Annotated in this window: 18 protein-coding genes, 2 tRNA genes and 2 pseudogenes; 9 read left to right on the forward strand and 13 right to left on the reverse strand. The window is 70.4% G+C overall.

Going from position 1 to position 21,662, the window contains the following annotated elements; translation table 11 throughout:
* Window positions 1-41: 41 nt before the first annotated feature.
* Window positions 42-115 (forward strand) — tRNA-Lys (locus ACIRP7_RS02190).
* 419 nt (window positions 116-534) lie between these two features.
* Here ACIRP7_RS02190 and ACIRP7_RS02195 read toward each other — a convergent pair.
* From ACIRP7_RS02195 to ACIRP7_RS02215, 5 genes are all read right to left on the reverse strand, one after another.
* Window positions 535-2,163: a long-chain-fatty-acid--CoA ligase gene (locus ACIRP7_RS02195; RefSeq protein ID WP_403652709.1), complete on the reverse strand. Its 1,629-nt coding sequence runs from the start codon at window positions 2,161-2,163 to the stop codon at window positions 535-537.
* 26 nt (window positions 2,164-2,189) lie between these two features.
* Complete coding sequence (locus ACIRP7_RS02200; RefSeq protein WP_403652712.1) at window positions 2,190-2,645, reverse strand: hypothetical protein; 456 nt, start codon at window positions 2,643-2,645, stop codon at window positions 2,190-2,192.
* A gap of 78 nt (window positions 2,646-2,723) precedes the next feature.
* Window positions 2,724-3,329 (reverse strand): lytic polysaccharide monooxygenase, encoded by a 606-nt coding sequence (locus ACIRP7_RS02205; RefSeq protein WP_403652716.1) that lies wholly within the window; start codon window positions 3,327-3,329, stop codon window positions 2,724-2,726.
* Between the two features lie 95 nt (window positions 3,330-3,424).
* Complete coding sequence (locus ACIRP7_RS02210) at window positions 3,425-4,534, reverse strand: SPFH domain-containing protein (protein ID WP_403652719.1); 1,110 nt, start codon at window positions 4,532-4,534, stop codon at window positions 3,425-3,427.
* A 155-nt stretch (window positions 4,535-4,689) separates the two neighbouring features.
* Window positions 4,690-6,033 (reverse strand): peptidoglycan-binding protein, encoded by a 1,344-nt coding sequence (locus tag ACIRP7_RS02215; RefSeq protein WP_403652722.1) that lies wholly within the window; start codon window positions 6,031-6,033, stop codon window positions 4,690-4,692.
* Window positions 6,034-6,187: 154 nt separating this feature from the next.
* On the opposite strand from ACIRP7_RS02215, the gene ACIRP7_RS02220 reads away from it, so the two are divergent.
* The 3 genes from ACIRP7_RS02220 (at window position 6,188) to ACIRP7_RS02230 (ending at window position 10,773) form a co-directional block, all read left to right on the forward strand.
* Window positions 6,188-6,261, forward strand: a tRNA-Lys gene (locus ACIRP7_RS02220).
* 580 nt (window positions 6,262-6,841) lie between these two features.
* Window positions 6,842-8,839, forward strand: a complete 1,998-nt coding sequence (locus ACIRP7_RS02225; protein WP_403652725.1) for a glycosyltransferase family 2 protein — start codon at window positions 6,842-6,844, stop codon at window positions 8,837-8,839.
* Window positions 8,836-10,773 (forward strand): galactose oxidase-like domain-containing protein, encoded by a 1,938-nt coding sequence (locus ACIRP7_RS02230; RefSeq protein WP_403652728.1) that lies wholly within the window; start codon window positions 8,836-8,838, stop codon window positions 10,771-10,773. Before ACIRP7_RS02225 ends, ACIRP7_RS02230 begins: the two co-directional genes overlap by 4 nt.
* A gap of 53 nt (window positions 10,774-10,826) precedes the next feature.
* Here ACIRP7_RS02230 and ACIRP7_RS02235 read toward each other — a convergent pair whose 3' ends face one another.
* Window positions 10,827-11,867: a glycoside hydrolase family 6 protein gene (locus ACIRP7_RS02235; RefSeq protein ID WP_403652731.1), complete on the reverse strand. Its 1,041-nt coding sequence runs from the start codon at window positions 11,865-11,867 to the stop codon at window positions 10,827-10,829.
* Window positions 11,868-12,029: 162 nt separating this feature from the next.
* Between ACIRP7_RS02235 and ACIRP7_RS02240 the strand changes: the two genes are divergently transcribed.
* Window positions 12,030-12,818: a GAF and ANTAR domain-containing protein gene (locus tag ACIRP7_RS02240; protein WP_403652733.1), complete on the forward strand. Its 789-nt coding sequence runs from the start codon at window positions 12,030-12,032 to the stop codon at window positions 12,816-12,818.
* A gap of 260 nt (window positions 12,819-13,078) precedes the next feature.
* Here the strand turns inward: ACIRP7_RS02240 and ACIRP7_RS02245 are convergent, their stop codons facing one another.
* Window positions 13,079-13,726 carry a class F sortase gene (locus ACIRP7_RS02245; protein WP_403652736.1) on the reverse strand — a complete coding sequence of 216 codons (648 nt, stop codon included), beginning with the start codon at window positions 13,724-13,726 and terminating at the stop codon, window positions 13,079-13,081.
* Window positions 13,727-13,729: 3 nt separating this feature from the next.
* Entirely contained in the window at window positions 13,730-14,257 is a 528-nt protein-coding gene (locus ACIRP7_RS02250) for a hypothetical protein (protein ID WP_403652739.1), read from the reverse strand.
* Window positions 14,258-14,270: 13 nt separating this feature from the next.
* Here ACIRP7_RS02250 and ACIRP7_RS02255 point away from each other — a divergent pair.
* From ACIRP7_RS02255 to ACIRP7_RS02270, 4 genes and pseudogenes are all read left to right on the forward strand, one after another.
* Window positions 14,271-14,483: pseudogene (locus tag ACIRP7_RS02255) on the forward strand (RICIN domain-containing protein); the annotation flags it as partial.
* 56 nt (window positions 14,484-14,539) lie between these two features.
* Entirely contained in the window at window positions 14,540-15,448 is a 909-nt protein-coding gene (locus ACIRP7_RS02260) for a MerR family transcriptional regulator (protein ID WP_403652742.1), read from the forward strand.
* A gap of 1 nt (window position 15,449) precedes the next feature.
* Window positions 15,450-15,674 (forward strand): annotated as a pseudogene (locus ACIRP7_RS02265) (hypothetical protein); the annotation flags it as partial.
* A 302-nt stretch (window positions 15,675-15,976) separates the two neighbouring features.
* Window positions 15,977-17,689, forward strand: coding sequence for an LPXTG cell wall anchor domain-containing protein (locus ACIRP7_RS02270; protein WP_403652745.1), 1,713 nt, complete (start codon window positions 15,977-15,979; stop codon window positions 17,687-17,689).
* A 183-nt stretch (window positions 17,690-17,872) separates the two neighbouring features.
* Here the strand turns inward: ACIRP7_RS02270 and ACIRP7_RS02275 are convergent, their stop codons facing one another.
* The 5 genes from ACIRP7_RS02275 to ACIRP7_RS02295 form a co-directional block, all read right to left on the reverse strand.
* Window positions 17,873-18,163, reverse strand: coding sequence for an RICIN domain-containing protein (locus ACIRP7_RS02275; RefSeq protein WP_403652748.1), 291 nt, complete (start codon window positions 18,161-18,163; stop codon window positions 17,873-17,875).
* A gap of 28 nt (window positions 18,164-18,191) precedes the next feature.
* The gene (locus tag ACIRP7_RS02280; RefSeq protein ID WP_403653025.1) at window positions 18,192-18,347 is read right to left on the reverse strand and encodes an RICIN domain-containing protein; all 156 of its coding nucleotides are present in this window, start codon (window positions 18,345-18,347) and stop codon (window positions 18,192-18,194) included.
* A 4-nt stretch (window positions 18,348-18,351) separates the two neighbouring features.
* Window positions 18,352-19,131 carry an HAD-IIA family hydrolase gene (locus ACIRP7_RS02285; RefSeq protein WP_280851281.1) on the reverse strand — a complete coding sequence of 260 codons (780 nt, stop codon included), beginning with the start codon at window positions 19,129-19,131 and terminating at the stop codon, window positions 18,352-18,354.
* Between the two features lie 113 nt (window positions 19,132-19,244).
* Entirely contained in the window at window positions 19,245-20,039 is a 795-nt protein-coding gene (locus tag ACIRP7_RS02290; protein WP_403652751.1) for a hypothetical protein, read from the reverse strand.
* A gap of 475 nt (window positions 20,040-20,514) precedes the next feature.
* Window positions 20,515-21,651, reverse strand: a complete 1,137-nt coding sequence (locus tag ACIRP7_RS02295) for an ROK family protein (RefSeq protein ID WP_403652753.1) — start codon at window positions 21,649-21,651, stop codon at window positions 20,515-20,517.
* Window positions 21,652-21,662 lie beyond the last annotated feature (11 nt).

A 21,662-nucleotide genomic window follows, 5' to 3' on the forward strand; every position in this document is an offset into this window, starting at 1 on the left:
TTCTCGTCGCCAGCCGCCGAGAGGCGGACGGCGAGGGTCATGCGCCGCTAGCTCAGTTGGTTAGAGCAGCTGACTCTTAATCAGCGGGTCCGGGGTTCGAGTCCCTGGCGGCGCACAGTGCGACCAAGGGCACCCTTCTCACCGGAAGGGTGCCTTTGGTCGTTTCCAGAAGGGGGAACTGGAAGGGATCGGCCGAGCCATGGCCTGCAGCGGCTCTCGCCACGAACGGCTGGGCTCGACCGCCCAGGCAAGCCTCTCAGAATTCCCGTCTTCCGCCGGGGCACGGCGATAGCGTCGGCGCTGCCATCGACTTCCATGCCTCCGAGGGCCGCCCCTGGCGCCTCTCACTCTCCGCCGACGGCGCACGGACCGCCCGTCTCCCCGGGCCCGGCACCATATCGGCCACCGCTGCCGGCCAGGACACGGCCAACGCCTCCGCCTGGGGCACGGCCAACGAACTGGTCCTCATCCTGCACGGCCGTATCCCGTTCGAAGCCCTGAAGCTCGACGGCGACCGACGTCTCTTCGACCAGCTCAGCGCCTGGGACCCGGATGAGTAGGACGTGACGATGCGCCCCCTCGTACGTCCGCGTCTTCCAGGCGCCGGTACGTCCGCGTCCCCGGCGGCCGCCACCACACCGGGTCCGCGCACCGCACGCCCTCTTTCCTGAGCAGCGCTCGGTGGATCTTGTTCGTGGCCGTGACCGGCATCCGCTCCACCACCCGCACGAACCGGGGTGCCATCTTCGTGCCGAGATCGGGCTGGGTTTCCAGGAACTCCGCGAAGGACAGCGGATCGAAGGTCCCCGCGATCGTCGCCATCACCTGGTCCCCGGTGACCGGATCCGGCACCGCGTACACGGCGACGGCCACCGCCCCCTCGTAGCGCGCGAGGATGTTCTCGATCATGGCGGCGGCCAGGTTCTCGCCGTCCACGCGGAGCCGGTCGTCGGTGCGGCCCGCGAAGTAGAGGTAGCCGTCGGTGTCCCGGTAGAAGAGGTCGCCGGTCCAGTACCAGCCTCCCCGGCGGCGCTCGGCCTCCGCCTCCGGATTACGCCAGTACCCCTCGAAGGGGTTCGGGGCCCGGTTCACCAGTTCCCCTATCGCCTCGTCCCCGTTCAGCAGCCGCCCGGCCGCGTCGAACCGCGCGGTCGGGCACTCCCGCCCCGTCTCCTGGTCGAGTACGACGAGCCCGGGCCCCGCCCGCCCGACCGCGCCCTCGGGAGTCCCCGGCGCCCACTGGATCGCCGCGCCGCCCTCGGAGGAGCCGTACCCCTCGACCAGCCGCACCCCGAACCGCCGCTCGAAGGCCGCCGCGTCCACCGCCCCCGCCTCGGTGCCGAAGCCGAGCCGCAGCGGGTTGTCCCGGTCGTCCGCGCGCTCCTCGGTGGCCAGGACGTACTGGATCGCCCGGCCGACATAGGTGAAGTACGTCGCCCCGTACGCACGCACGTCCGCCAGGAACCCCGACGCCGAGAACCGCCGCCTCAGCGCCACCCCCGCCCCGGTCGCCAGCGCGGGCGCCCAGTCGGCGATCACCGCGTTGCCGTGGAACATCGGCATGCAGATGTAGTGCACCCCGTCGGGCCCGAGTCGGAACTGGTCGGCCAGAGACCTCCCGGCCGCGGCCAGGCGGCCCTGGGAGCACAGGGCCGCCTTGGGGGCGCCGGTCGAACCCGAGGTGAAGTAGAGGAGCAGCCGGTCGTCGGGGGCGGCACGCGAGGCGTCCGGTTCGGCGCCGGCGTAGGGCGCGAGCAGGGTGTCGTACTCCTCGGTGCCGGTCACCAGCAGTCGGACGCCGGGGAGGTCGAGGCCCCGCAGCAACGGGAGTTGGGACGGTTCGGTGATCAGCAGGCGGCACTCGGTGTGCACGATGTCACGGGCCAGTTCGGCGCCCCGCCGGGTGGGGTTGACCCCGGCGACGGCGACTCGGGCGAGCGCGGCGGCGCCCAGCCACAGCGGGTACTCGGGGGTGTTGTCGAGCAGCACACCGATGTGGGCTCCGGCGCCCGGCAGTAGATCGGTGAGCAGTGCCGCCCGGGCGGCGGCGCCCGCGGCGACCTCGTGGTGGGTGAGCACCCGCTCCTCGAACCACAGCCCGGGCCGGTGGTCACCCCACCGCCCGGCGACGAGCTCCGCGACCGTACGCCTCCTGGAGTCCATGGAGGCGCACGGTAGTTGACGGACCGTCAGATGTGGAGAGTCGAGTTCATCTCGGTGAAGGTGACCATGAAGCCGACGCAGAACGCCACGACGACGCCGAGGAACGCGACCATGGCGAACGCGCCCGCGGCGTGCTTGGCGGGGGCCGGCGCGTGGGCCGTGGCGACGACCTCGGGTCCGGCGGTGTGGTGGACGGTGACGATGTCACCCTCGACCGTGGTCCCCGGGCCGTCCTCCTCCTCGAAGCGGACGACCTGGCCGTCGCGGGTGGTGAACTCGTACACGTGGTGCAGGGTCGTGCGCACCCGGGTGTCCCCGCTGCCGCCGTGGGTCGTCGTGTACATCCGCAGACAGCGTGCCTCGGCCGTCAGTCCGCTGTTCCAGGCACTGCGCATCTGGAGCCAGCGCCGCACCACGCTGTAGGCGGCGAAGAGGGCTCCGGCCATGATCAGGCCGGGAATGATGTAGAAGAAGGCATCCATGGCGCATCCCCCGAGGTCAGGTACTGCTCGTGTGGGGGAACCTACCCCGGGGGAAGCCTGGACTGCCTCAAGCGATGCTCAGAACGTGATGTCCGAGCAGGCGTAGAACGCGTTCGTCGTGTCGGCGATCGTCCACACCGCGACGATCACATGCCGTCCGCTGAGCCCGGACGGCAGGGTGCCGCTGTGCGAGAGGGTCGAGGGGGGTCGCTGGCCGTTGTAGGGGACGGTCAGGAACGGGGTGAGGTTGAGGTCGGAGCGGGTCAGGTTGTGGTTCTGGTTCCAGCCCGCCTTCGTGACGTAGTACTTGAAGTCGGTCGTGGCGTGCATGGCGGTGAACTGCCAGCGGAAGGTGTAGCTCTGGCCGCCCGTCACCTTGGTCGCCGGCCAGGCACTCCCCGAGGGTGTCCTCGGCGCGCTGAGCTGGCTGAAGCGGCTCACGCCGCCGTTGCATATCTGGCCGTCGGCGGGCCCGCCGGCCGGGAAGCCCTTGGGGCCCTCGACGCTCTGCGGCTCCCACTGGATGTCGCCGCAGTTCGTCACCGTGCCGTTCTGGCAGAGCTTCTGCCTGCTGATGGGGAGGTCGGTGTAGCCGTGGCCGCTGGCGCCGCCGGAGGAGAGCACGAGGGCCCCGGTGGTGGCGAGGCCCACCACGGCGGCGTACCACTTGGTCTTTTTGCGCATGCTGCCGCTCCTGGAGAACGTGGGGAGGTTCAGTGAGCTTGCAGGTCTAGACCAAGTCCCAGATTATTACCGCACGTTGACCATGTCCATACCAACTACGCGCCCTGTTCCGTTCGCCCCGCGCAGAACGCCACCGTCAAGTCCTTCACCAGCGCCTTGCGTTCGTAGTCGTCCAGTTCCACCAGGCCCCGCATGGTCAGCCGGGTCACCGTGTCCTCCACCGAGTCCACGACCGAGGTCAGCACGCTCGACCGGTGCTGGGCGTCCAGCGCGGCGATCCGGCGGCGGTGCATCGCGGCGGCGACCTCGGGGGCGTACTCGATGCGCAGCGGCTGGACCGAGAAGACCTCGACGCCGACGGGCGCGGTCTCCGCGGCCACCAGCCGGGTCAGCGCCTCCCCCGCCGCGTCGACCGAGCCGCGTCCGGAGCCCGGCGCCTCCACCGGGATCCGGGCGAGCGCGGCCTCGACGCACTCGCGCAGGTACGTCTCGTGGTCGTCGACGCCGAGCGTGGCCCGCGCGGTGTCCCGCACCCGCCACACCACGAGGACGACGACCCGCAGCCCGACCCCGCTCGCGTCGGCTGCCGGCATCGGCTCGCCGCGCCAGTGCCGCAGCCGCACGTCGACCCGGCGGCGCAGCAGCAGCGGGTTGACCCACATCAGGCCGGTGCGCCGGACGGTTCCCCGGTAGCGGCCGAACAGACCGAGCACCCAGGCGCGTCCGGTGCGGCCCCGGGCCAGACCGCCGAAGCCGAACAGGGCGAGGGCACCGGCTCCGGCGTACGCCGCCCACTGCGCCGGACCGAGACCCGCGCCCGCGAACTCCGGGAGCCGGAGAGCCTTCAGGGCGAGCGGTGGCAGCATCCCGGCCCACCAGGAGGTGACCGCGCACCCGGCCAGCCCGCAGACGCCGGCGAGGACGCCCACCGAGCCCGGCAGCACCCGGGCGGGACGTTCGGCCAGCTCGGGGTCGACGTCGGGGGCGGGTCGCGGGGTGACCTGGTGGGGCCTGCGCAGGCGGGGCTGTTCTCCGGTGCCCTGCCGGCGCGCCACCACCGCGGGTCTCAGGGGTACCGACACGGGGTCGGGGTCGTCACGGAAGAGCAGATGGACCGGGATCTCGGTGGTCGCCTCGTTCTGGATGAGCCGGGAGGGCCGGAACGGTCCCTCGGACTCGGGCGTGTGTGAAGTGGTCGTGCTCATGAGTGCCTCCAGCCTCCGCGCCAGATGCGTCACAACGGGTGATGACGGGACAGGTGATGACGGGACAGGTGATGACGGACCAGGTGATGACGAGAGGGCGCGCCGGGCGATGACGAACCGGGTGAGACGCGCCTCGGTGATGTCGCGCCGGGTGATTACGAGAAGAGCCGCCGCCAGGTCTCCGGCCCCGGGTAGCCGTCCGCCGCGCCGCCCCGCCAGCCCTGGGCGCGCTGGAAGGCCTCGACGCCCCGCCGGTCCGGCTCGCCCCAGCGCGGCCCCGGACCGGTCGTGTAGTACTTGCCGAACCCTTTCCTCACCAGCTGCCTGCCGAGCTGGGTGACGTAGGTGTTGGTCGCGCCGGGCCGGAACATCGCGCGTCCCGGGTAGCCGGGGACCCCGTGCGAGGAGGGCGAGGAGGGCGAGGAGGGCGAGGAGGATACGGGCGGGCCCGCCGTCCCCGTCCCCGTCCCACCGCCCGCCCCGATGTCCTTGCCGCCGCCGGTGACCAGCAGCTTCCAGGTCTGCTCCCCGGGCAGCCCGTCCGCGTCGCCGCCCCGCCGGCCCTGCGCCAGCTGGAACGCCTGGGTGGCCCTGCGGTCCGTGTCCGTCCAGCGAGGGCCGGGGCCGGAGGTGTAGTAGCGCCCGGCGCCGCGCTCCACGAGCATCCGGCCGAGCTGGGTGACGTACTTGTTGTTGGCCCCGGGACCGAAGTAGGCGGGCCCCGGGTAGGGCGTCACGTCCGGCGCCTGCGGCTTGGCGCTGTCCGGCTCGGCGCCCGCGGCGGCACCCGCGAGCCCCTTGTAGCGGTAGGCGACGTAACGGTCCGAGTTGCTCCAGTAGGCGTACGGGGTGGCCTGCTTGCGGGCGTACGGGCGGGTCTCCTCGTAGGCGAGGTAGTAGGTGCGCGTGTAGTCCGTCCAGCCGCCGAAGATGACGACGTGCGAGCCCTGCTCGGGGTTGTCCGGGCTGTGGAAGAGCAGGATGTCGCCGGGCTGGAGGTCGTCCTTGGCGATCCTGATCCCGTACTGGCCGAGGCTGCCGGTCCACTCGTTGCCCGGCAGGTTCCAGGCCATGGACACGAAGCCCGAGCAGTCCTGCCGGTAGCCGTCGCTCCAGTAGGCGGACATGCTGTACGGCACCCTCGCGGCGACCCAGCTCTTGGCCCGTCGGATGATGTCGGCGCGGGTGGTGGTCGGCGCCTTGACGGCCGCGGGCCGACCGCCGGAGCCATGCAGCGGGGCCCTGTGGCCCTGGGGGGTGTCGGGCCCGTCGACCCCCGGGATCCCCGGACGAGCCGGGACGTGGGAGGCCGCGAAGGCCGGGGCCGCGTGGACCACGCCGAGGGCGGTGGAGGCCGCGGCGGCGAGGATCAGGGCCCGGGTGGCGGCGGGGTGGCCGCCGCCACCCGTCGAGCGGGGGAGCACGCGCCGCCAGTGGACGCATCCGGGGCAGTCGCAGTCGCTCGCGGGATCGATTTCCTCGAATACCGGAGTCTCCATGCGACGCCCCTCACACTCCAGATAGAAATGTCCGCAACTGTGCACATTCGTCAGTTTCTCAACTGTCGCCCGCACGCGCACGCTGACGGTCCGAATGATGTACGGCGAGTCCGGAGCACCCTCACCCGTCGGGTAGAGTTGTGCAGGTCAGCAGGCGCCGCTAGCTCAGTTGGTTAGAGCAGCTGACTCTTAATCAGCGGGTCCGGGGTTCGAGTCCCTGGCGGCGCACAGACGATTGAAGGCTTCCCGTGAAAGCGGGGGGCCTTCAATGCTTGACGGCAGGACGGCCGGGGGTCCGGGGGTTGCCCCCGGAAGATGCAGCATCAGCGGGTCCGGGGTTCGAGTCCCTGGCGGCGCACCGACATGGAAGGCCCCTCGCTCCGGCGGGGGGCCTTCCTGCGTGAAAGGGGGGTGAACCGGACCGGTCCGGGGGCCGTATGGATGTCCGCAACGACCTCCGCATGGCACCCACAGGAGCCACAATGAACGCGTATGACCGGTAAACACCGTGTTTCGCATCTTGCGATCATGATGAGCACCGTAGAACCCTGGTTTTCAAGATGCTGCGTATACGCGGCAGTTGGGGGGCAAGGAGACGGTTGCCGGTGTTGCGGGGAAAGGGGCCCCGCCGCTGACGATGATGCCGGAGGGGGCGTCTGCAACCGGAAGGTCGCTGTTACCTGTCTCATGCTGTGAAGACTGCGGTGACTGCGGCCCACCACTGATACGTCTGAAAAGGTCGAGGGGGACCAGCTCAGCCGTAAGGAACCGACGACACGCGGCCTGTCCGCGTGTGGGGGGATGACTCATGACGTCGACGCCGACGGGCGCCCGGCAGAATTTCGACCCGTCCGACACCACTCAGCTCAGGCTGCCTTCGCACCGGACCGGCACACTGCGCCGGATAAAGAAGACGCTTCCGAAGTACGACTACGAGCACTACAGCAGACTGGCCGGTCCCCTGACGCAGCCCGACCCGGGCCAGCCCTACAAGGTGCAGTACCGCTCACTGATCTCGCAGGAACCGCACCGCATCCGGGTCGCCCTGATGCTCGCCGCGGCCCCGCTGCTCTCACTGGTCCTGCTGGCCTGGCTGCTGCAGCCCGAGCACTGGACCGAGCGCGACTACCCGGCCTTCTCGTGGCTGCCGGCCCTGGACATCGTCATGCTCGTCTCGATCGGCCTGATCGAGTTCTTCCGCTGCATGAACGTCCTGTCCAACGCGCACGCCACCCTGGTCGCCCGTGACCCGATCCCGGTGGTGCCCGAGACCGGCACCAGAGTGGCCTTCCTCACCTCCTTCGTGCCCGGCAAGGAGCCGCTGGAGATGGTGACCCGGACACTCGAAGCCGCGGTGAAGATCCGCCACCGCGGCCTCATGCATGTCTGGCTCCTGGACGAGGGCGACGACCCGGAGGTCAAGGAGGTGTGCGCCCGGCTCGGCGTGCACCACTTCTCCCGCAAGGGCGTCGAGAAGTGGAACCAGCCCAAGGGCCCGCACCGCGCCAAGACCAAGCACGGCAACTACAACGCCTGGCTGGACGCGCACGGCGACCAGTACGACTTCTTCGCCTCCGTGGACACCGACCACGTGCCGCTGCCCAACTACCTGGAGCGGATGCTCGGCTTCTTCCGCGACCCGGACGTCGGCTTCGTGATCGGCCCACAGGTCTACGGCAACTACGACAACTTCGTCACCAAGGCCGCCGAGTCCCAGCAGTTCCTCTTCCACGCGCTGATCCAGCGCGCCGGCAACAAGTACGGCTCCCCGATGTTCGTGGGGACCTCCAACGCCGTACGGATCAAGACGCTGAAGCAGATCGGCGGGCTGTACGACTCGATCACCGAGGACATGGCCACCGGCTTCGAGATCCACCGCGCCAAGAACCCGGCGACCGGCAGGAAGTGGCGCTCGGTCTACACCCCGGACGTGCTCGCGGTCGGCGAGGGTCCGAGTGCCTGGACGGACTTCTTCACCCAGCAGATGCGCTGGTCGCGCGGGACGTACGAGACGATCCTCAAGCAGTACTGGAAGGGTTGGTACTCGCTGCCGCCGAGCAAGCTCTTCAACTACACGATGATGATCATCTTCTACCCGATGTCCGCCCTCAACTGGATCCTCGCGGCCCTGAGTTGCGCGCTGTTCCTGGGCCTGGGCGCCTCGGGTGTGAACATCGACCCGACCGTGTGGCTGATGCTCTACGGCAACGCCTCCGCGCTCCAGATCGGCCTGTACATCTGGAACCGCCGCCACAACGTCTCCCCGCACGAGCCGGAGGGCTCCGGTGGTGTGGCCGGCATGGTGATGTCGGCGCTGTCCGCCCCGCTGTACGCGAAGGCACTGGTCGACTCGCTGTTGCGGCGCAAGAGCAAGTTCGTGGTGACGCCCAAGGGCGACTCGGCCAGCCCCGACCGGTGGTTCGCGACCTTCCGCTACCACTGGTACTTCATCGCGATCTTCGGTGGCTCGATCGGTGCGGGTGTCGCCCTCGGGCACTCCCACCCCGCGATGATCACCTGGGCGACGTTCGCCATGCTGATCACCGCGACACCGATCTTCACCTGGCGGCACATGCTGCGACAGGCGAAGAAGAAGCCCGCCACCGCACCGCAGGAGACGGTGGTTCCGGCCCAGGTTCCGGCACACCAGCAGTACCAGCCGCAGCCGCTGCCGGCCGCTCAGCACGCTCCCGCCCAGCACGCACCGGCGAGCAAGCCGAGCTGGGCCGACTCGAACACGCACGACGAGGGCAACGACCAGACCATGCAGATCGCCCTCGGTGGACTTGGGGGACGTAAGGAATGAACGACCGTGCAGGCCGCCGCCGCGCCCGTCGACTCGCGATTGGTACGGCGGTGGTGCTCGCGCTGGCCGGGATGAACGGCCCGTGGCTGTACCGCTTCGGGACGGCGAAATACCACCAGTACCAGATCAACAAGCCCGAGTACAAAGCCGAGAACGGCAAGTGGGAGATCGTCGATTTCCCCGAGGAGTACCGGCAGAACACCATCCACGCGGCGCTGCTGCGCACCGGGAAGGTGCTGCTGGTGGCGGGCTCGGGCAACAACCAGGACAACTTCGACGCGAAGAAGTTCGACACCCGGATCTGGGACCCGGTCAATGGCACGATCAAGAAGGTGCCGACGCCCAAGGACCTGTTCTGCACTGGGCACACCCAGCTGGCGAACGGCAATCTGCTGATCGCCGGTGGCACCAAGCGGTACGAGAAGCTCAAGGGTGACGTCACCAAGGCCGGCGGCCTGATGATCGTCCACAACGAGAACCCGGACCAGCCGATCACCCTGCCGGCCGGGACCAAGTTCACCGGCAAGGAGAACGGCAAGACGTTCGTGTCGAGGGACCCTGTCGTCGTCGAGCGGGCCACGAAGGTCTTCGACAAGCAGACCGGGCAGTTCCTGCGCAACGACCCCGGGCTCGGGCGTATCTATGTCGAGGCGCAGAAGAGCGGCGCCAAGTACGAGACGGGTACCCAGGACAACTACCGGATCCAGGGGCTGACCGGGACCGATGCCCGTAACACCTACGGCATCGCGCAGAAGCTCGCGCTCGACAAGAAGGACTTCCAGGGGATCCGGGACGCCTTCGAGTTCGATCCGGTCGCCGAGAAGTACATCAAGGTCGACCCGATGAAGGAGGCCCGCTGGTATCCGACGCTCACCACCCTGAGCGACGGGAAGGTCCTCAGCGTCTCCGGGCTCGACGACATCGGGCAGCTGGTGCCGGGCAAGAACGAGGTGTTCGACCCGAAGACCAAGAAGTGGACGTACCTGCCGAAGGTCCGCCAGTTCCCGACGTATCCGGCGCTGTTCCTCCTGCAGAACGGCAAGGTCTTCTACTCGGGGTCGAACGCGGGGTACGGGCCGGACAACGTGGGCCGGGTGCCGGGCATCTGGGACGTGGACACCAACAAGTTCACGAAGATCCCGGGGCTCACCGACGCCAACAGGATGGAGACCTCCGGGACCGTGCTGCTGCCGCCGGCGCAGGACGAGAAGTTCATGGTGATCGGGGGCGGCGGCGTCGGAGAGTCCAAGCTGTCCAGCAACAGGACGCGGATCGTGGACATGAAGGCGGACAGCCCGAAGTTCGTGGACGGGCCGACACTGGAGAAGGGGACGCGGTATCCGCAGACGTCGATCCTGCCCGACGACAGCGTGCTGGTGTCCGGGGGGTCGGAGGACTACCGCGGGCGCGGTGACTCCAACATCCTCCAGGCCCGGCTGTACCACCCGGACACGAACACGTTCACGTCGGTGGCCGATCCGTTGGTGGGGCGCAACTACCACTCCGGGTCGCTGCTGTTGCCGGACGGGCGGGTGATGTTCTTCGGGTCGGACTCGCTGTACGGGGACAAGGCGAACACGAAGCCGGGTGTCTTCGAGCAGCGGATCGAGATCTATACGCCGCCGTATCTGTACCGGGATTCTCGGCCGTCGCTGTCCGGGGGGCCGCAGACGATCGCTCGGGGGGCTTCGGGGATCTTCACGTCTCCGCAGGCTTCTGTGATCAAGAAGGTGCGGTTGATTCGGCCCAGCGCGTCCACTCATGTGACGGATGTGGATCAGCGGTCGATCGAGCTGAAGTTCACGGTGTCCGGGGACAAGGTGAAGGTGACGGTGCCGGGGAACAAGAACTTGGTTCAGTCGGGGTGGTACATGCTGTTCGTCGACGATGACCAGGGGACGCCGTCGAAGGCTCAGTGGGTTCGGGTGCCGTAGTACCAAGAACGCTCCCGCACCTTTGCTTTCGGGTGCGGGAGCGTTCTGTCTGGCTAACTACCTGAAGCCTGCGCCAGTTTCAACGCGTAGGCCGGCCACCACTTGCCCGCCTTCGGGCCGCCCTTGCACTCGCCGTCCGACTCGCCCGGGCGCTTGACCCACAGGTAGGCGTCCACCAGCGGGTCCGCTGTCTTGATGGTCGGGGTCTCCCCCAGGGTCCTGCCCGGTGGGTTGCACCAGCGTTCGTTCTCGTCGCCGGCCTTGTAGGGGCCGTTGCCGTTGCGGCTGGTGTCGATGACGAAGTGTTTGTTGCCGACCTTGGCGGAGAGCTGCTTGCCGTAGGCGATGGAGTCCTCGGTGGAGTAGAAGTTGGAGACGTTCACCGAGAAGCCGTCGGCCTTGGCGATACCGGCCCACTTCAGGGGTTCGAAGATCTGGTCGGGGTGGCCCCAGCCCGCGTTGCCCGCGTCGAGGTAGACCTTCGTGTTCTTCAGGGCGCCGAGCTTCTCGATGGCGCCGGTGAGCAGGTCGTAGCGCTCCTCGTGGAACTCGTCCTTGGTGCAGCCGTCGACCAGGTGCAGGACGGCGTCCGGTTCGAGGATCACGGTCGCCGACCGGTCGCCGATGCCCGCGGCCACGCCGTCGAGCCAGGTCCGGTAGGCGTTGCCGTCGGCGGCGCCGCCCTGGGAGTACTGGCCGCAGTCGCGGTGCGGGATGTTGTAGAGGACGAGCAGGGCCGTACGGCCGGCCCGGTCCGCGGCCTCGGTGAAGCCGCGCGCCTCCTGCTCCGGGTTCTCCGTGCCGATCCACTCGCCGGTCGGCTGCTGGGCGATCTTGCGGATCTGTTCGGCCTCGTCGTCCTTGCCGCTCTTCACGTACGCCGCGACCTGCTTGGCCGCGTTGCCGTCCGGGTTGACCCAGAACGGGTCGGCCTCCTTGGGCTGCTGGGTGATCCCGGCACCGGGCTTGTCGCCCCCGCCCTCCTTCTCCGGTTCCCCCGACGACGAACACGCGGCGAGCAGCAGTGCCGCCCCCAGCACCGCCGCGGACGCCCGTGCGCGGGCCGCCCTCCTGGCCCCCCTGCTGACGTACATCCAATTCCCCCCTGGGTGCACCGTGGCAAGTCTCAATCGTGACACACCGGTCGCGCCGCCCACGAGCTCGCCGAAGCCTTGTCCATGAGCTGTTACAGCCCCGAAGGTCGGGGTAGGGGCGCGCCGTACGGGGGCGCTCGTCGATGAGGGGAGTGCTCAGCGATGCGGTACGCCAACTGGGAGATCCGGCTGGCTTCGGCGCTGGTGGAGGCGGCGGACACTCTGGCCGAGGACTTCGAGGCCACCCGGTACTTACAACAGGTCTCCGACCGCTGCGTGGAGCTGCTGGACGCGCGGGCGGCCGGGGTGATGCTCATCGACGGCGGCCGGCCGGTGTCGCTGGCCGCCGGCAGCCGGCACGAGCAGGTGGCGCTTGACCTGCTGGAGGCGCAGCGCGGCGGCGGGCCCTGTCTGGACAGCTACGGCTCGGGAAAACCCGTACCCCCGGTCTCCATACGGGTCGCCCACGCGGCCGCCCGCTGGCCCGACTTCACCGAACGGGCCCTCGGGCACGACATCGTGACCACGTTCGCGGTTCCGCTGCGCTGCCGCGAGAACCTGCTGGGCGCCCTCAACGTGTTCGCGCCGACACTGCCCGGCACCGGTCCGGACGACGACGTCACCTCCGAGCTCCATGTCGCCCAGGCTCTCGCCGACGCCGCCGCCCTCGGTCTGCAGAACCGTCACACCTACGCCCGGTACCGCACTCTGTCCGGTCAGTTGCAGCAAGCCCTGTCCAGCAGGGTCCGCGTCGAGCAGGCCAAGGGGATGCTCGCCGAGCGCTGGGGCGTCGCCGCCGACCAGGCGTTCATGGCGCTACGGCAGTACGCGCGACGGCACCGGCTGCCCCTGGACCAGGTGGCGAGCGCGGTCATCGAGGGCGCCGCGGACGACGCCGAACTGCTCCGGGAGATCGACGCAGGCGCCGGCGGACCCCGCGTAGAGCGCTGACCACCAGGGCGGATGACGGAGAGCCACGAGTACGGGACTTGGCGTCAGTCAGCCTCTAGGCCCGGGCGCTCATCCGTTCTAGAGTCTTCTCATGAGTGACGGCCCCAGCCCCTGGCCGCAGTCATCACCACCGAGCTTCCAGACCTCCCGCGCCCGCCGGGTTACTCCCGCAACCCGTGCGCGCGTGGTCGAGGACCAGCCCGGTCGGCGACTTCAGGGGGAGCGGGTCGCCGACCGGGCCGGGTCAGCCTGCGGGAGTCCTACAGGCCGGTGCCCGTCAGATACGCCGAGACGATCACGTTCGCCGTGTAGCTGCGGCTCGCCCGGTCGAAGGTGCCGCCGCAGGTGATCAGGCGCAGTTCCGCGCGGCCCGGCACACGGGGACCGTAGGCCTGGTGGGCGTCGAAGTGCTCGCGGCCGAGGACCCGCACGTCGTCCACGGTGAACTCGGCGACCCTGCCGTCGTCGCGGATCACCCGGACCCTCTCGCCCGGTTCGAGGGCGCTGATCCGGTGGAAGACGGCGGGCCGGGTCTCGGTGTCGACGTGTCCCACCATGAGCGCGGTCCCGGCGGCCCCGGGTTGCGCGCCGGCCGCGTACCAGCCGACGACGCCGGGCTGGTCGAAGGGCGGCGGGTCGGGGGCACCCCGGACGTCCAGGCCACGGGCCACCACGGGCGCCTGCACCCCGAGGTCCGGGATGTCGAGGCGCAGGGGCCGTGCTTTCGTCAACGGCCGTGCGGCGGGCGGCAGTTCGACGGCCTCGAGCGGGCGCCCGAGCGCGGCCACGTCACCGATGGCCGACGCGGACCTGCCGTGCCGTACGTCGGTGAGCTCGCTGCCCCACAGCCACAGCCCGAGGAGCAGCACCGCCCAGGTCACGCCGGTCAGCAGCCGTGGGTACGTCACCGGTCAGCCCGTCCCACGGCTCCGGCGGCTGCGGCGCAGCACGACGGCCAGCGCCGCGGCTCCGGTGAGCACCAGGCCCGTCACCGCCTGCCCGGTGCCGGGCCCGGTGGCCTGGGGCGCCATGGAGGACAGGTGGGTGGCGGTCCAGCCGCCGCCGGCGTCGACGGGGGCGGCGGGGGACGCCGGGGCGGTGCCGCCCTTCGCCGCTGCGACGGTGATCCTGCCCTTCACCTCTAGGTCGGCGCAGGTGATCCGCACGTCGTAGGGGCCGGGCTCGGCCGAGGAGCGGACACGGGTCTCACCGGCGAGGCTGCCGCCGGCCCCCGTCAGCCGGGCGTCGGCGACGAACGCGGCCGAGGCGGCGGTGGCCGTCCTCCCCGCGCAGCCGGTCACCCGCAGCGTGAGGTCGGCACCGGCGGCGGGGGTCGACGGGGTCACCGAGACGCTGCCGCCGTCCGCCGCCTGCGCGGGCGGGACGAAGGCGGCGAGAGCCAGGGTCGCGGTACAGAGAGTGAGGCGTAGGGAACGCATCGTGAACCTCCAGATGTCTGGAGGGTCTCCCGGGGGCCCAGGGCCCGCACCCCGGGAAGCGCTGCGTTGCTCCGTTCGGGTCAGGCCGCAGATCCTGTGCCTGGAGGTCTCGGGCTGGGGCAAGGCCAACGGCACGGAGGTGCGGCTCTGGTCGTGCCACGGCGGTGCCAACCAGAAGTGGACCGGCCTGTCCGGGGCGAGCAACGCGTGTCTCTCTCGTTCACCTGATCGGCCGGTCAGGCGCTTGAGTCTCCAGCCGCCGGAGGGTTCAGGATCTTACTCATGGACGACGAACGCCCCGACGTGCTCACCATTGGCCGGCTCGCGCACCGCACCGGACTTCCGGTACGTACCCTGCGCTTCTGGTCGGACGAGGGCGCGGTGCCGCCTGTGGGCCGTTCCGCGGGCGGCTACCGGTTGTACGACGCCGAGTCCGTGGCCCGCGTCGAGCTGGTCCGCACCCTGCGGGAGCTGGGCCTCGGGCTCGACGACGTGTGCCGTGTCCTGAGCGGCCGCACCACGGTCGCCGCGGTCGCCGACGCGCATGTGGCCGCGCTCGACGCGCAGATCCGCTCCCTCAAGGTGAGCCGGGCCGTCCTGTCCACCGTGGCGAAACGGGGTTCGACCGTTGAGGAGACAGCACTGATGAACCGGTTGGCGCGGCTTTCCGCCGCCGAGCGCAAGCAGATCATCGACGAGTTCAAGGAGGAGGTGTTCGGCGGCCTCGACGACCCGCGCCTGCTCGACCGCATGCGCGCCTTCAGCATCGAATTGCCCGACGACCCCACACCTGAGCAGGTCGACGCCTGGATCGAATTGGCCGAATTGGTTCGGGACCCTGGGTTCCGTGCCCGGTTGCGCACATGGATGGAGCTCAACACCCCCATACCGGGGCAGGGCCGTCCCCCCGGGGCGTCCATCTGGTGGGCCAGGCAGATCGTGCAGACCGTCACGGAGGTCAGAGAAGGCGGGGTTGCTCCCGAGGGGCCGGCAGCGGCCGAGGTGCTGTCCGAGCTGTTCGGTGACGCCGATCGGGCCGCCGTGCTGCGCAGCCTGGAGGCCGGGATCGAGGCGGGAGCGGAGCACTACCGCAGGCTCGTCGCCCGTGTGCGCGGGCAGAATTCCTCGCCCGACGCGACCGAGGAGCTGGAATGGCTGGCGCGGGCCCTGCGCGCCGCGGATCAGACCTGACCTGGTGCTCGACCTGGGCACGGGACAGGCCGCCGACCTGGCGGTGCCGCTCGACCTTGACCAGCTGATCGCCTACGGGCCGCGGCTGTCCGACCACGGCGCCACCCGGCTGGGGACGGCGGCGTTGGTCCGGAGGCCGGACCCAGGACACGGCACGCGCCATCCCGACCCCGGACCGGTACGCCGCCTCCGGGTGCACAACCGGCAGTTCGGCAGGCGGTCGTGATGACCGAGGGCATCCAGGCCGATGGCGCTGAGAACGATCATGAGCAGCGAGCGGCCCGGGCGTGTCATCGGGGCACCGGGTCCAGCGAGACGGTGTGACCGCGTCTCGGCGAAAAATGATTGAGACGGCAACCTTTCCGCTCTGAGTGGCCACTTAGGGGTGTACCGACGAGGGCGAGCCGTGGTCAGCGGCGCTACGCCCTCTGTGTGTCAAGACCCTGATCGGAGCATTACGTGTCATCAGACGACCCGAGACCCGCCGAGCAGCCGATGCCTCGGGGGCGCACGCCCCGCCGTAGCCGGATGCGCCGGCATCTGGTCGTGGGAGCGGTGGCGGTGCTCGCCGCCTCGGCCGGTGTCGGCGCCCTGGCGCCCAGCGCGGGCGCCGCGACGACCGTCGGCATCAGTGTGGATGCCGGTACCTCCTTGGGCACGGTGCCCAGCAGTGGTGTCGGCCTCAACACGGGCGTCGGCGACGACCGCATGGGGGACGCCAAGGTGACATCGCTGATGAAGGCCGCGGGAGTTCGGCAGCTTCGCTATCCCGGCGGCTCCGGCGCGGACGACTTCCACTGGAAGACCCACACCATGGGCAACGGCGGCTGGATCGTGCCCAACACCGACTTCGACAGCTTCATGGCCACCGCGAAGAAGGTCGGCGCCCAGCCGATCCTGACCGCGAACTACGGTTCCGGCACCCCCCAGGAGGCCGCCGACTGGGTCAAGTACGCCAACGTCGACAAAGGTTACGGCGTGAAGTACTGGGAGATCGGCAACGAGGTCTACGGCAACGGGCACTACGGCAACGGCAAGGGCTGGGAAACCGACACGCACGCCGACAAGAGCCCGAAGGAGTACGGGAAGAACCTGGTCGCCTACGCGAAGGCGATGAAGGCCGTGGACCCGAAGGTGAAGATCGGAGCGGTGCTCACCACCCCCGGCTTCTGGCCGGATGCGGAGAAGGCTCCCGGTGACAGCGCCGACTGGAACAACACGGTGCTCTCCATCGCGGGAACCTCGATCGACTTCGTCATCGTCCACTGGTATCCGGGCGGCAAAACCACGGCCGACCTGCTGAAGACCCCCTCCCGGATCTCCGGTGTCAGGTCCTCGCTGCGCTCGCTGATCGCCAAGTACGCGGGCTCGCGCGCTGCTTCGGTGGAGATCGCGGTCACCGAGACGGACGCCGCGTTCTCACCCGCCCTGACCAGCCAGGCCGCAGCCCTGTTCGCGCCGGACACCTACATGACCTGGTTCGAGCAAGGCGCCACCCACGTGGACTGGTGGAACCTGCACAACGGCACGGACCAGGCACCCTCCACCGTCAACGGCCAGACCGACTACCAGGACGGGGGCATCCTCTCCGCCGGATCCTGCGCCGGGGGGAAGTGCCAACCGCCGCGCGACACGCCCTTCCCCACCTACTGGGGCATCCGCTCACTGACCGCACTGGCGAAGCCTGGCGACACCATGGTCAAGTCGTCCTCGCGCAACTCGTCGGTCACTGTGCACGCGGTGCGGAGCAGCAACGGCGGTCTGAACGTCATGCTGACCAACAAGAGCCCGCAGAACGCGGCGCAGGTGTCGCTCTCGTACGCCGGATTCACCCCGGCCGCAGGGGCGGTCACGACCGTTTCGTATGCCAAGGGAGGCACGGCCCTGACGACGGCGAAGCGGGGCACAGCGGTCGCGCAGACGCTGCCGCCGTACTCGATCACGACTCTTCAGCTGAAGCCCGCGTCGGGGACAGCCGGCGCTGACAAGCCGACGCCCGCCGCCACGCCGACCGCCGTCACGCCGGTTGTCTCCGCCCCCGGCACTACCGGCACCCGTGCGCAGGGGGAGATCGGCGCACCCGTCGGCCAGCCGAGCCCGAGCGGCACGTCCGGCGACCTGGCTTCCACCGGGGTGAGCAACGCTGTCACGTACAGCGCCCTCGGTGGCCTTCTGGTCATCGCCGGCGGCGGCGTGCTGGTGCTTCGCGGACATCGCCGCAGGGGTTTGCACGGGAAGTGAGACCGCGTGAGTGACTGACGGCCCGGCAGCGACGCCACCCACCCGTGGCGTACGCGCCGGGCCGTCGGCCTCCGCGCCGGCGTCGGCGGTCAGAAAACGAACAAGCGGCAGATCAGCTCCTGGAGCATCCGCTCGGCCACGGACCGGACGAGTTCGAGTCCGTCCACCGAACGCAGTGACTTGTCAGCAGGTCGGCAAGCCCGCGAAGCCGGCGCGGACGAGCTTCCACTGCTGGTGCACGCCGCCCCAGTCCGAGTACTGGACGATGCCGGTCCCGTCGGCGGAGGAGAAGCCCGGTACCTCGACGGCCTTCCCGCTGTTGCGGTTGATCAACCGGACGTATCCGTCCGGTGAGTCCGCCAACCGGAACTGCTGATTCGCGCCACCGTGGTCGCTCCACGTGTGGATGGCGGCGTTGTCGGCCGTCGACCGGCTGGAGACGTCCAGCAGCTTGCCGGAGTGCCTCGCCTTCAACCGGCTGGTTGGTCCCGTCGTGCCGGGCTCACTGCGTGACCGCGGCGCCGTCCGCGGAGCTCCCGCCCGCCACGTCCAGTGCCTTGCCGCTGTTGCGGTTGACCGCGACGTACCAGGCGTTCGGGGGCCTCCTGTTGCTCGGTTGGAATTGACTTCTCAGGTCTGCAGGTCTGCAGGTCTGCAGGTCCTCAGATCCGGTCGACGAGGTCCGCGATCGAGTCCACGACCTTGGAGGGCCGGTACGGGAAGGCCTCGACCTGCTCGGGCCGGGTCAGGCCGGTGAGCACCAGGAAGGTCTGCATGCCGGCCTCCATGCCGGCCAGGACGTCGGTGTCCATGCGGTCGCCGATCATCGCGCTGGTCTCGGAGTGCGCGCCGATGGTGTTGAGCCCGGTGCGCATCATCAGCGGGTTGGGCTTGCCCGCGAAGTACGGCTGCTTGCCGGTCGCCTTGGTGATCAGGGCGGCGACGGCACCGGTGGCCGGCAGCGCGCCCTCGGCGGAGGGGCCGGTCTCGTCGGGGTTGGTGCAGATGAAACGGGCGCCGTCGTTGATGAGCCGGACCGCCTTGGTCATGGCCTCGAAGGAGTAGGTGCGGGTCTCTCCGAGGACGACGTAGTCGGGCTCGTGGTCGGTGAGGATGTAGCCGATGTCGTGCAGGGCGGTGGTCAGACCCGCCTCGCCGATGACGTACGCCGTCCCCTCGGGCCGCTGGTCGTCCAGGAACTGTGCGGTGGCCAGGGCGGAGGTCCAGATGTTCTCGATCGGCACGTCCAGGCCCATGCGGCGCAGGCGGGCGTGCAGGTCGCGCGGGGTGTAGATGGAGTTGTTGGTCAGCACCAGGAACGGCTTGCCGGACTCCCGGAGCTTCTTGAGGAAGGCGTCGGCACCGGGGATCGGTACGCCCTCGTGGATGAGCACACCGTCCATGTCGGTGAGCCACGAATCGATGGGCTTGCGGTCTGCCATGTGCGGGATCTCCTGCCGTACGCGTGTACGCCGTGCTGCGTCGGCCCCAGCCTAGACACTGGCCGGATCTTGGGGGAATGGCCGGTTGGGGGCAGGTCCCGGACGGTCCGGGGTCAGCGGCGGCCCCGGGCTCGGAGGATCGCGCCCGCGGTGACCAGGAGGAGGGCGGCCCCGCCGAGGACGGCGGCGGCCACGACGGGGCCGGTGCTGGCGAGTTCTTCGGCCGCGTCCGCGAAGGGGAGGCCGTCAGGGGTGGGGGTGGTGGGGGTGTCGGACGGTGTGTCCGCGGCGGAGCCGATGTTGAAGCGGTAGTCGTTGGACTGCCCCACCCAGTCGCCGTCGTCGCCGTGCCGCTGGACGACGGCCGCGTTGACGGTGACCTCGTTGGGTACGGCGTCCGCGGCGACCGCGAGCCGTACCTTCACGGTGAGGGTCTTTCCGGGGCCGACGGTGAGCCCGGCACCTCCGAAGGCCCCGACGAGTTCGTCCTCGTCGGTGGTCTCGAACCGGACGGCGCGGGGGCGGGGGCCGTCGTAGAACTCCAGACGGGGCTGGGACGGCTTCAGGACGTGCCGCTCGTCGACGAGGACGACGACCGGGTGGATCCCGCCACAGGTGTGCCGGGTCGTGTTGACGAGATCCAGATACCAGGTCCCGAAGTCCCCACCGGCCTCGTACACGGCGGGACCGCCGTGAATACGGGTGGTGAGGGGGAAGTCGCGTCCGGCGGGCGCGCAGGAGCCACCTACGGGGGCGGGGTTGACTGCAGCAGGGGTCGCGGGAATCCGGGCGGGTGCAGCAGGGGCCGCCGGAGTGAGGGCAGCGTGAGCAGAGGCCGCAGGGGTCAGGGCAGCTGCCGCCGCGAGGCCGAGGAGGGCGGGCGTGTCACCACGTACATACCGTCGCATGAACACATGACCATGCCGGGCGGCGACGCCCAACGGGGGATGCCGCTCCGTACACCCCGTGAAGTCCCCTCGATCAGCGGACGCGGGGCGGGGTCCAGGGCGAGGGCGTCGCGCTGCGCGGGTTCGGCGACCGGCGGCGCGACGGGGCCGGCATCAAGCGCGGGACGCGGACGCCGCCGGGCTCGACGGCCCGGACCCGACCCGATACGGGACGGCACGCCGCCCGAGCGCTCACCCGCACGGATCGGCCGTGCGCCCGGCGAAGGCGTCCCCGGCATCCCGGACTCACGGCCCGCCCGGCGCACGACGTCAGCCCGCGTGCCGGTCGCACGGCCCGCGCGGTGCTCGACGCGGGCGCGCCCCATCGCAGGGCGAGCGTGGATCGGTGCACTCCGTGCCGGCTCGGGCGCGCGGAACGGAGGCGGACCGGTCGGGTCGGGTCGGGTCGGGTCGGGGTGCCTGCTAGGCCCGGCCGTCAGGCGTCGGCGCGGCCGAAGAGTGGGGCCAGTACGAGCTGGGCCGCGCCTTCGGCGACCTCGTCGGCCGCGGCTCGGACGAGGACCGGTTCCTCGCCGGTGCGCCGGGCGCGTTCGTCGAGGACGGCTTCGACGCCTCGTAGGAACGCGTCCGGGGCGGAGGTGACGGTACGGCCGCCCAGCAGGACCAGGTCGATGTCGAGGAGGGCGACGAGGTTGCCGGCCGCGATGCCGAGGACCCGGGCCGCTTCGGTGAGGTCGCCCCGGGCCACCGCCGCCAGGCACAGCGCCTCTACGCAGCCCCTGTCGCCGCAGCCGCAGAGCGGTCCGTCGAGCTGGACGACCTGGTGTCCGAACTCCCCGGCCCCGGTCCGTGCACCGCGGTGCACGGTGCCGCCGATGACGAGCCCGGCACCGAGACCCGTACCGAGATGCAGATACGCGAACGACCCGCGCTCCCCCGCGACCGCGAGCCCCAGCGCGGCCGCGTTGGTGTCCTTGTCGACCACGACGGGCACCCCGAGCCGCCGCGCGAGGGCGTCCCGCAGAGGGAAGCCGTCCCACTCGGGGAAGCCGGTGACGCGGTGCAGCACACCTCGGGTGTGGTCGAGGGGGCCGGGGAGGGCGACGCCGACGCCGAGGAGGGCAGAGAGACGGTCGGCGGGGAGCTCCGGCGGACCGGTGGCCCCTGTGTCCGCACCGGCCACCCCCGCCACCAGCGCCTCCACCTCCCCCCCGACCGCCGCCACGACAGCCTCCGCCCCCGCACCCAGGTCCAGCTCGGCGCGTCGTTCCCGCACCACCGTGCCCGCGAGATCCACCAGCACCGTCCGCAGCGCGTCGCGGTCCAGGTGGACGCCCGCCGCGTGGCCCGCCCCGGGTACGAGACGCAGTACCGTCCGCCGCTTGCCGCCCGTCGAGGCGCGGTGGCCCGCCTCCGCCGCGAGGCCCTCCTCCCGCAGCCGGGCGGTGATCTTGCTGACGGCCTGCGGGGTGAGGCCCGTGCGGTCGGCGAGTTCGAGTCGGCTGATTCCCCCGGCGCCCGCGCCCCGCAGCAGGTCGAGCAGGAGCGCGGTGTTGTGGCTGCGCAGGGCCGGGAGGTTGACGCCGCCGTTCGTCCTGTTCACGCCTGCCATTGTCCGCCACA

Source organism: Streptomyces sp. NPDC102270 (assembly GCF_044766405.1).
Lineage (GTDB): Bacteria > Actinomycetota > Actinomycetes > Streptomycetales > Streptomycetaceae > Streptomyces.

Excerpts from the sequence above, each read along its gene's own strand:
- ACIRP7_RS02260 (WP_403652742.1), top strand. The coding sequence starts at position 14,540 with ATGGACGACGAACGCCCCGACGTGCTCACCATTGGCCGGCTCGCGCAC.
- ACIRP7_RS02210 (WP_403652719.1), bottom strand. The coding sequence starts at position 4,534 with ATGAGCACGACCACTTCACACACGCCCGAGTCCGAGGGACCGTTCCGG.
- ACIRP7_RS02230 (WP_403652728.1), top strand. The coding sequence starts at position 8,836 with ATGAACGACCGTGCAGGCCGCCGCCGCGCCCGTCGACTCGCGATTGGT.
- ACIRP7_RS02200 (WP_403652712.1), bottom strand. The coding sequence starts at position 2,645 with ATGGATGCCTTCTTCTACATCATTCCCGGCCTGATCATGGCCGGAGCC.
- ACIRP7_RS02270 (WP_403652745.1), top strand. The coding sequence starts at position 15,977 with ATGCGCCGGCATCTGGTCGTGGGAGCGGTGGCGGTGCTCGCCGCCTCG.
- ACIRP7_RS02295 (WP_403652753.1), bottom strand. The coding sequence starts at position 21,651 with ATGGCAGGCGTGAACAGGACGAACGGCGGCGTCAACCTCCCGGCCCTG.
- ACIRP7_RS02205 (WP_403652716.1), bottom strand. The coding sequence starts at position 3,329 with ATGCGCAAAAAGACCAAGTGGTACGCCGCCGTGGTGGGCCTCGCCACC.
- ACIRP7_RS02195 (WP_403652709.1), bottom strand. The coding sequence starts at position 2,163 with ATGGACTCCAGGAGGCGTACGGTCGCGGAGCTCGTCGCCGGGCGGTGG.
- ACIRP7_RS02290 (WP_403652751.1), bottom strand. The coding sequence starts at position 20,039 with ATGCGACGGTATGTACGTGGTGACACGCCCGCCCTCCTCGGCCTCGCG.
- ACIRP7_RS02225 (WP_403652725.1), top strand. The coding sequence starts at position 6,842 with ATGACGTCGACGCCGACGGGCGCCCGGCAGAATTTCGACCCGTCCGAC.
- ACIRP7_RS02285 (WP_280851281.1), bottom strand. The coding sequence starts at position 19,131 with ATGGCAGACCGCAAGCCCATCGATTCGTGGCTCACCGACATGGACGGT.
- ACIRP7_RS02240 (WP_403652733.1), top strand. The coding sequence starts at position 12,030 with ATGCGGTACGCCAACTGGGAGATCCGGCTGGCTTCGGCGCTGGTGGAG.
- ACIRP7_RS02250 (WP_403652739.1), bottom strand. The coding sequence starts at position 14,257 with ATGCGTTCCCTACGCCTCACTCTCTGTACCGCGACCCTGGCTCTCGCC.
- ACIRP7_RS02235 (WP_403652731.1), bottom strand. The coding sequence starts at position 11,867 with ATGTACGTCAGCAGGGGGGCCAGGAGGGCGGCCCGCGCACGGGCGTCC.
- ACIRP7_RS02215 (WP_403652722.1), bottom strand. The coding sequence starts at position 6,033 with ATGGAGACTCCGGTATTCGAGGAAATCGATCCCGCGAGCGACTGCGAC.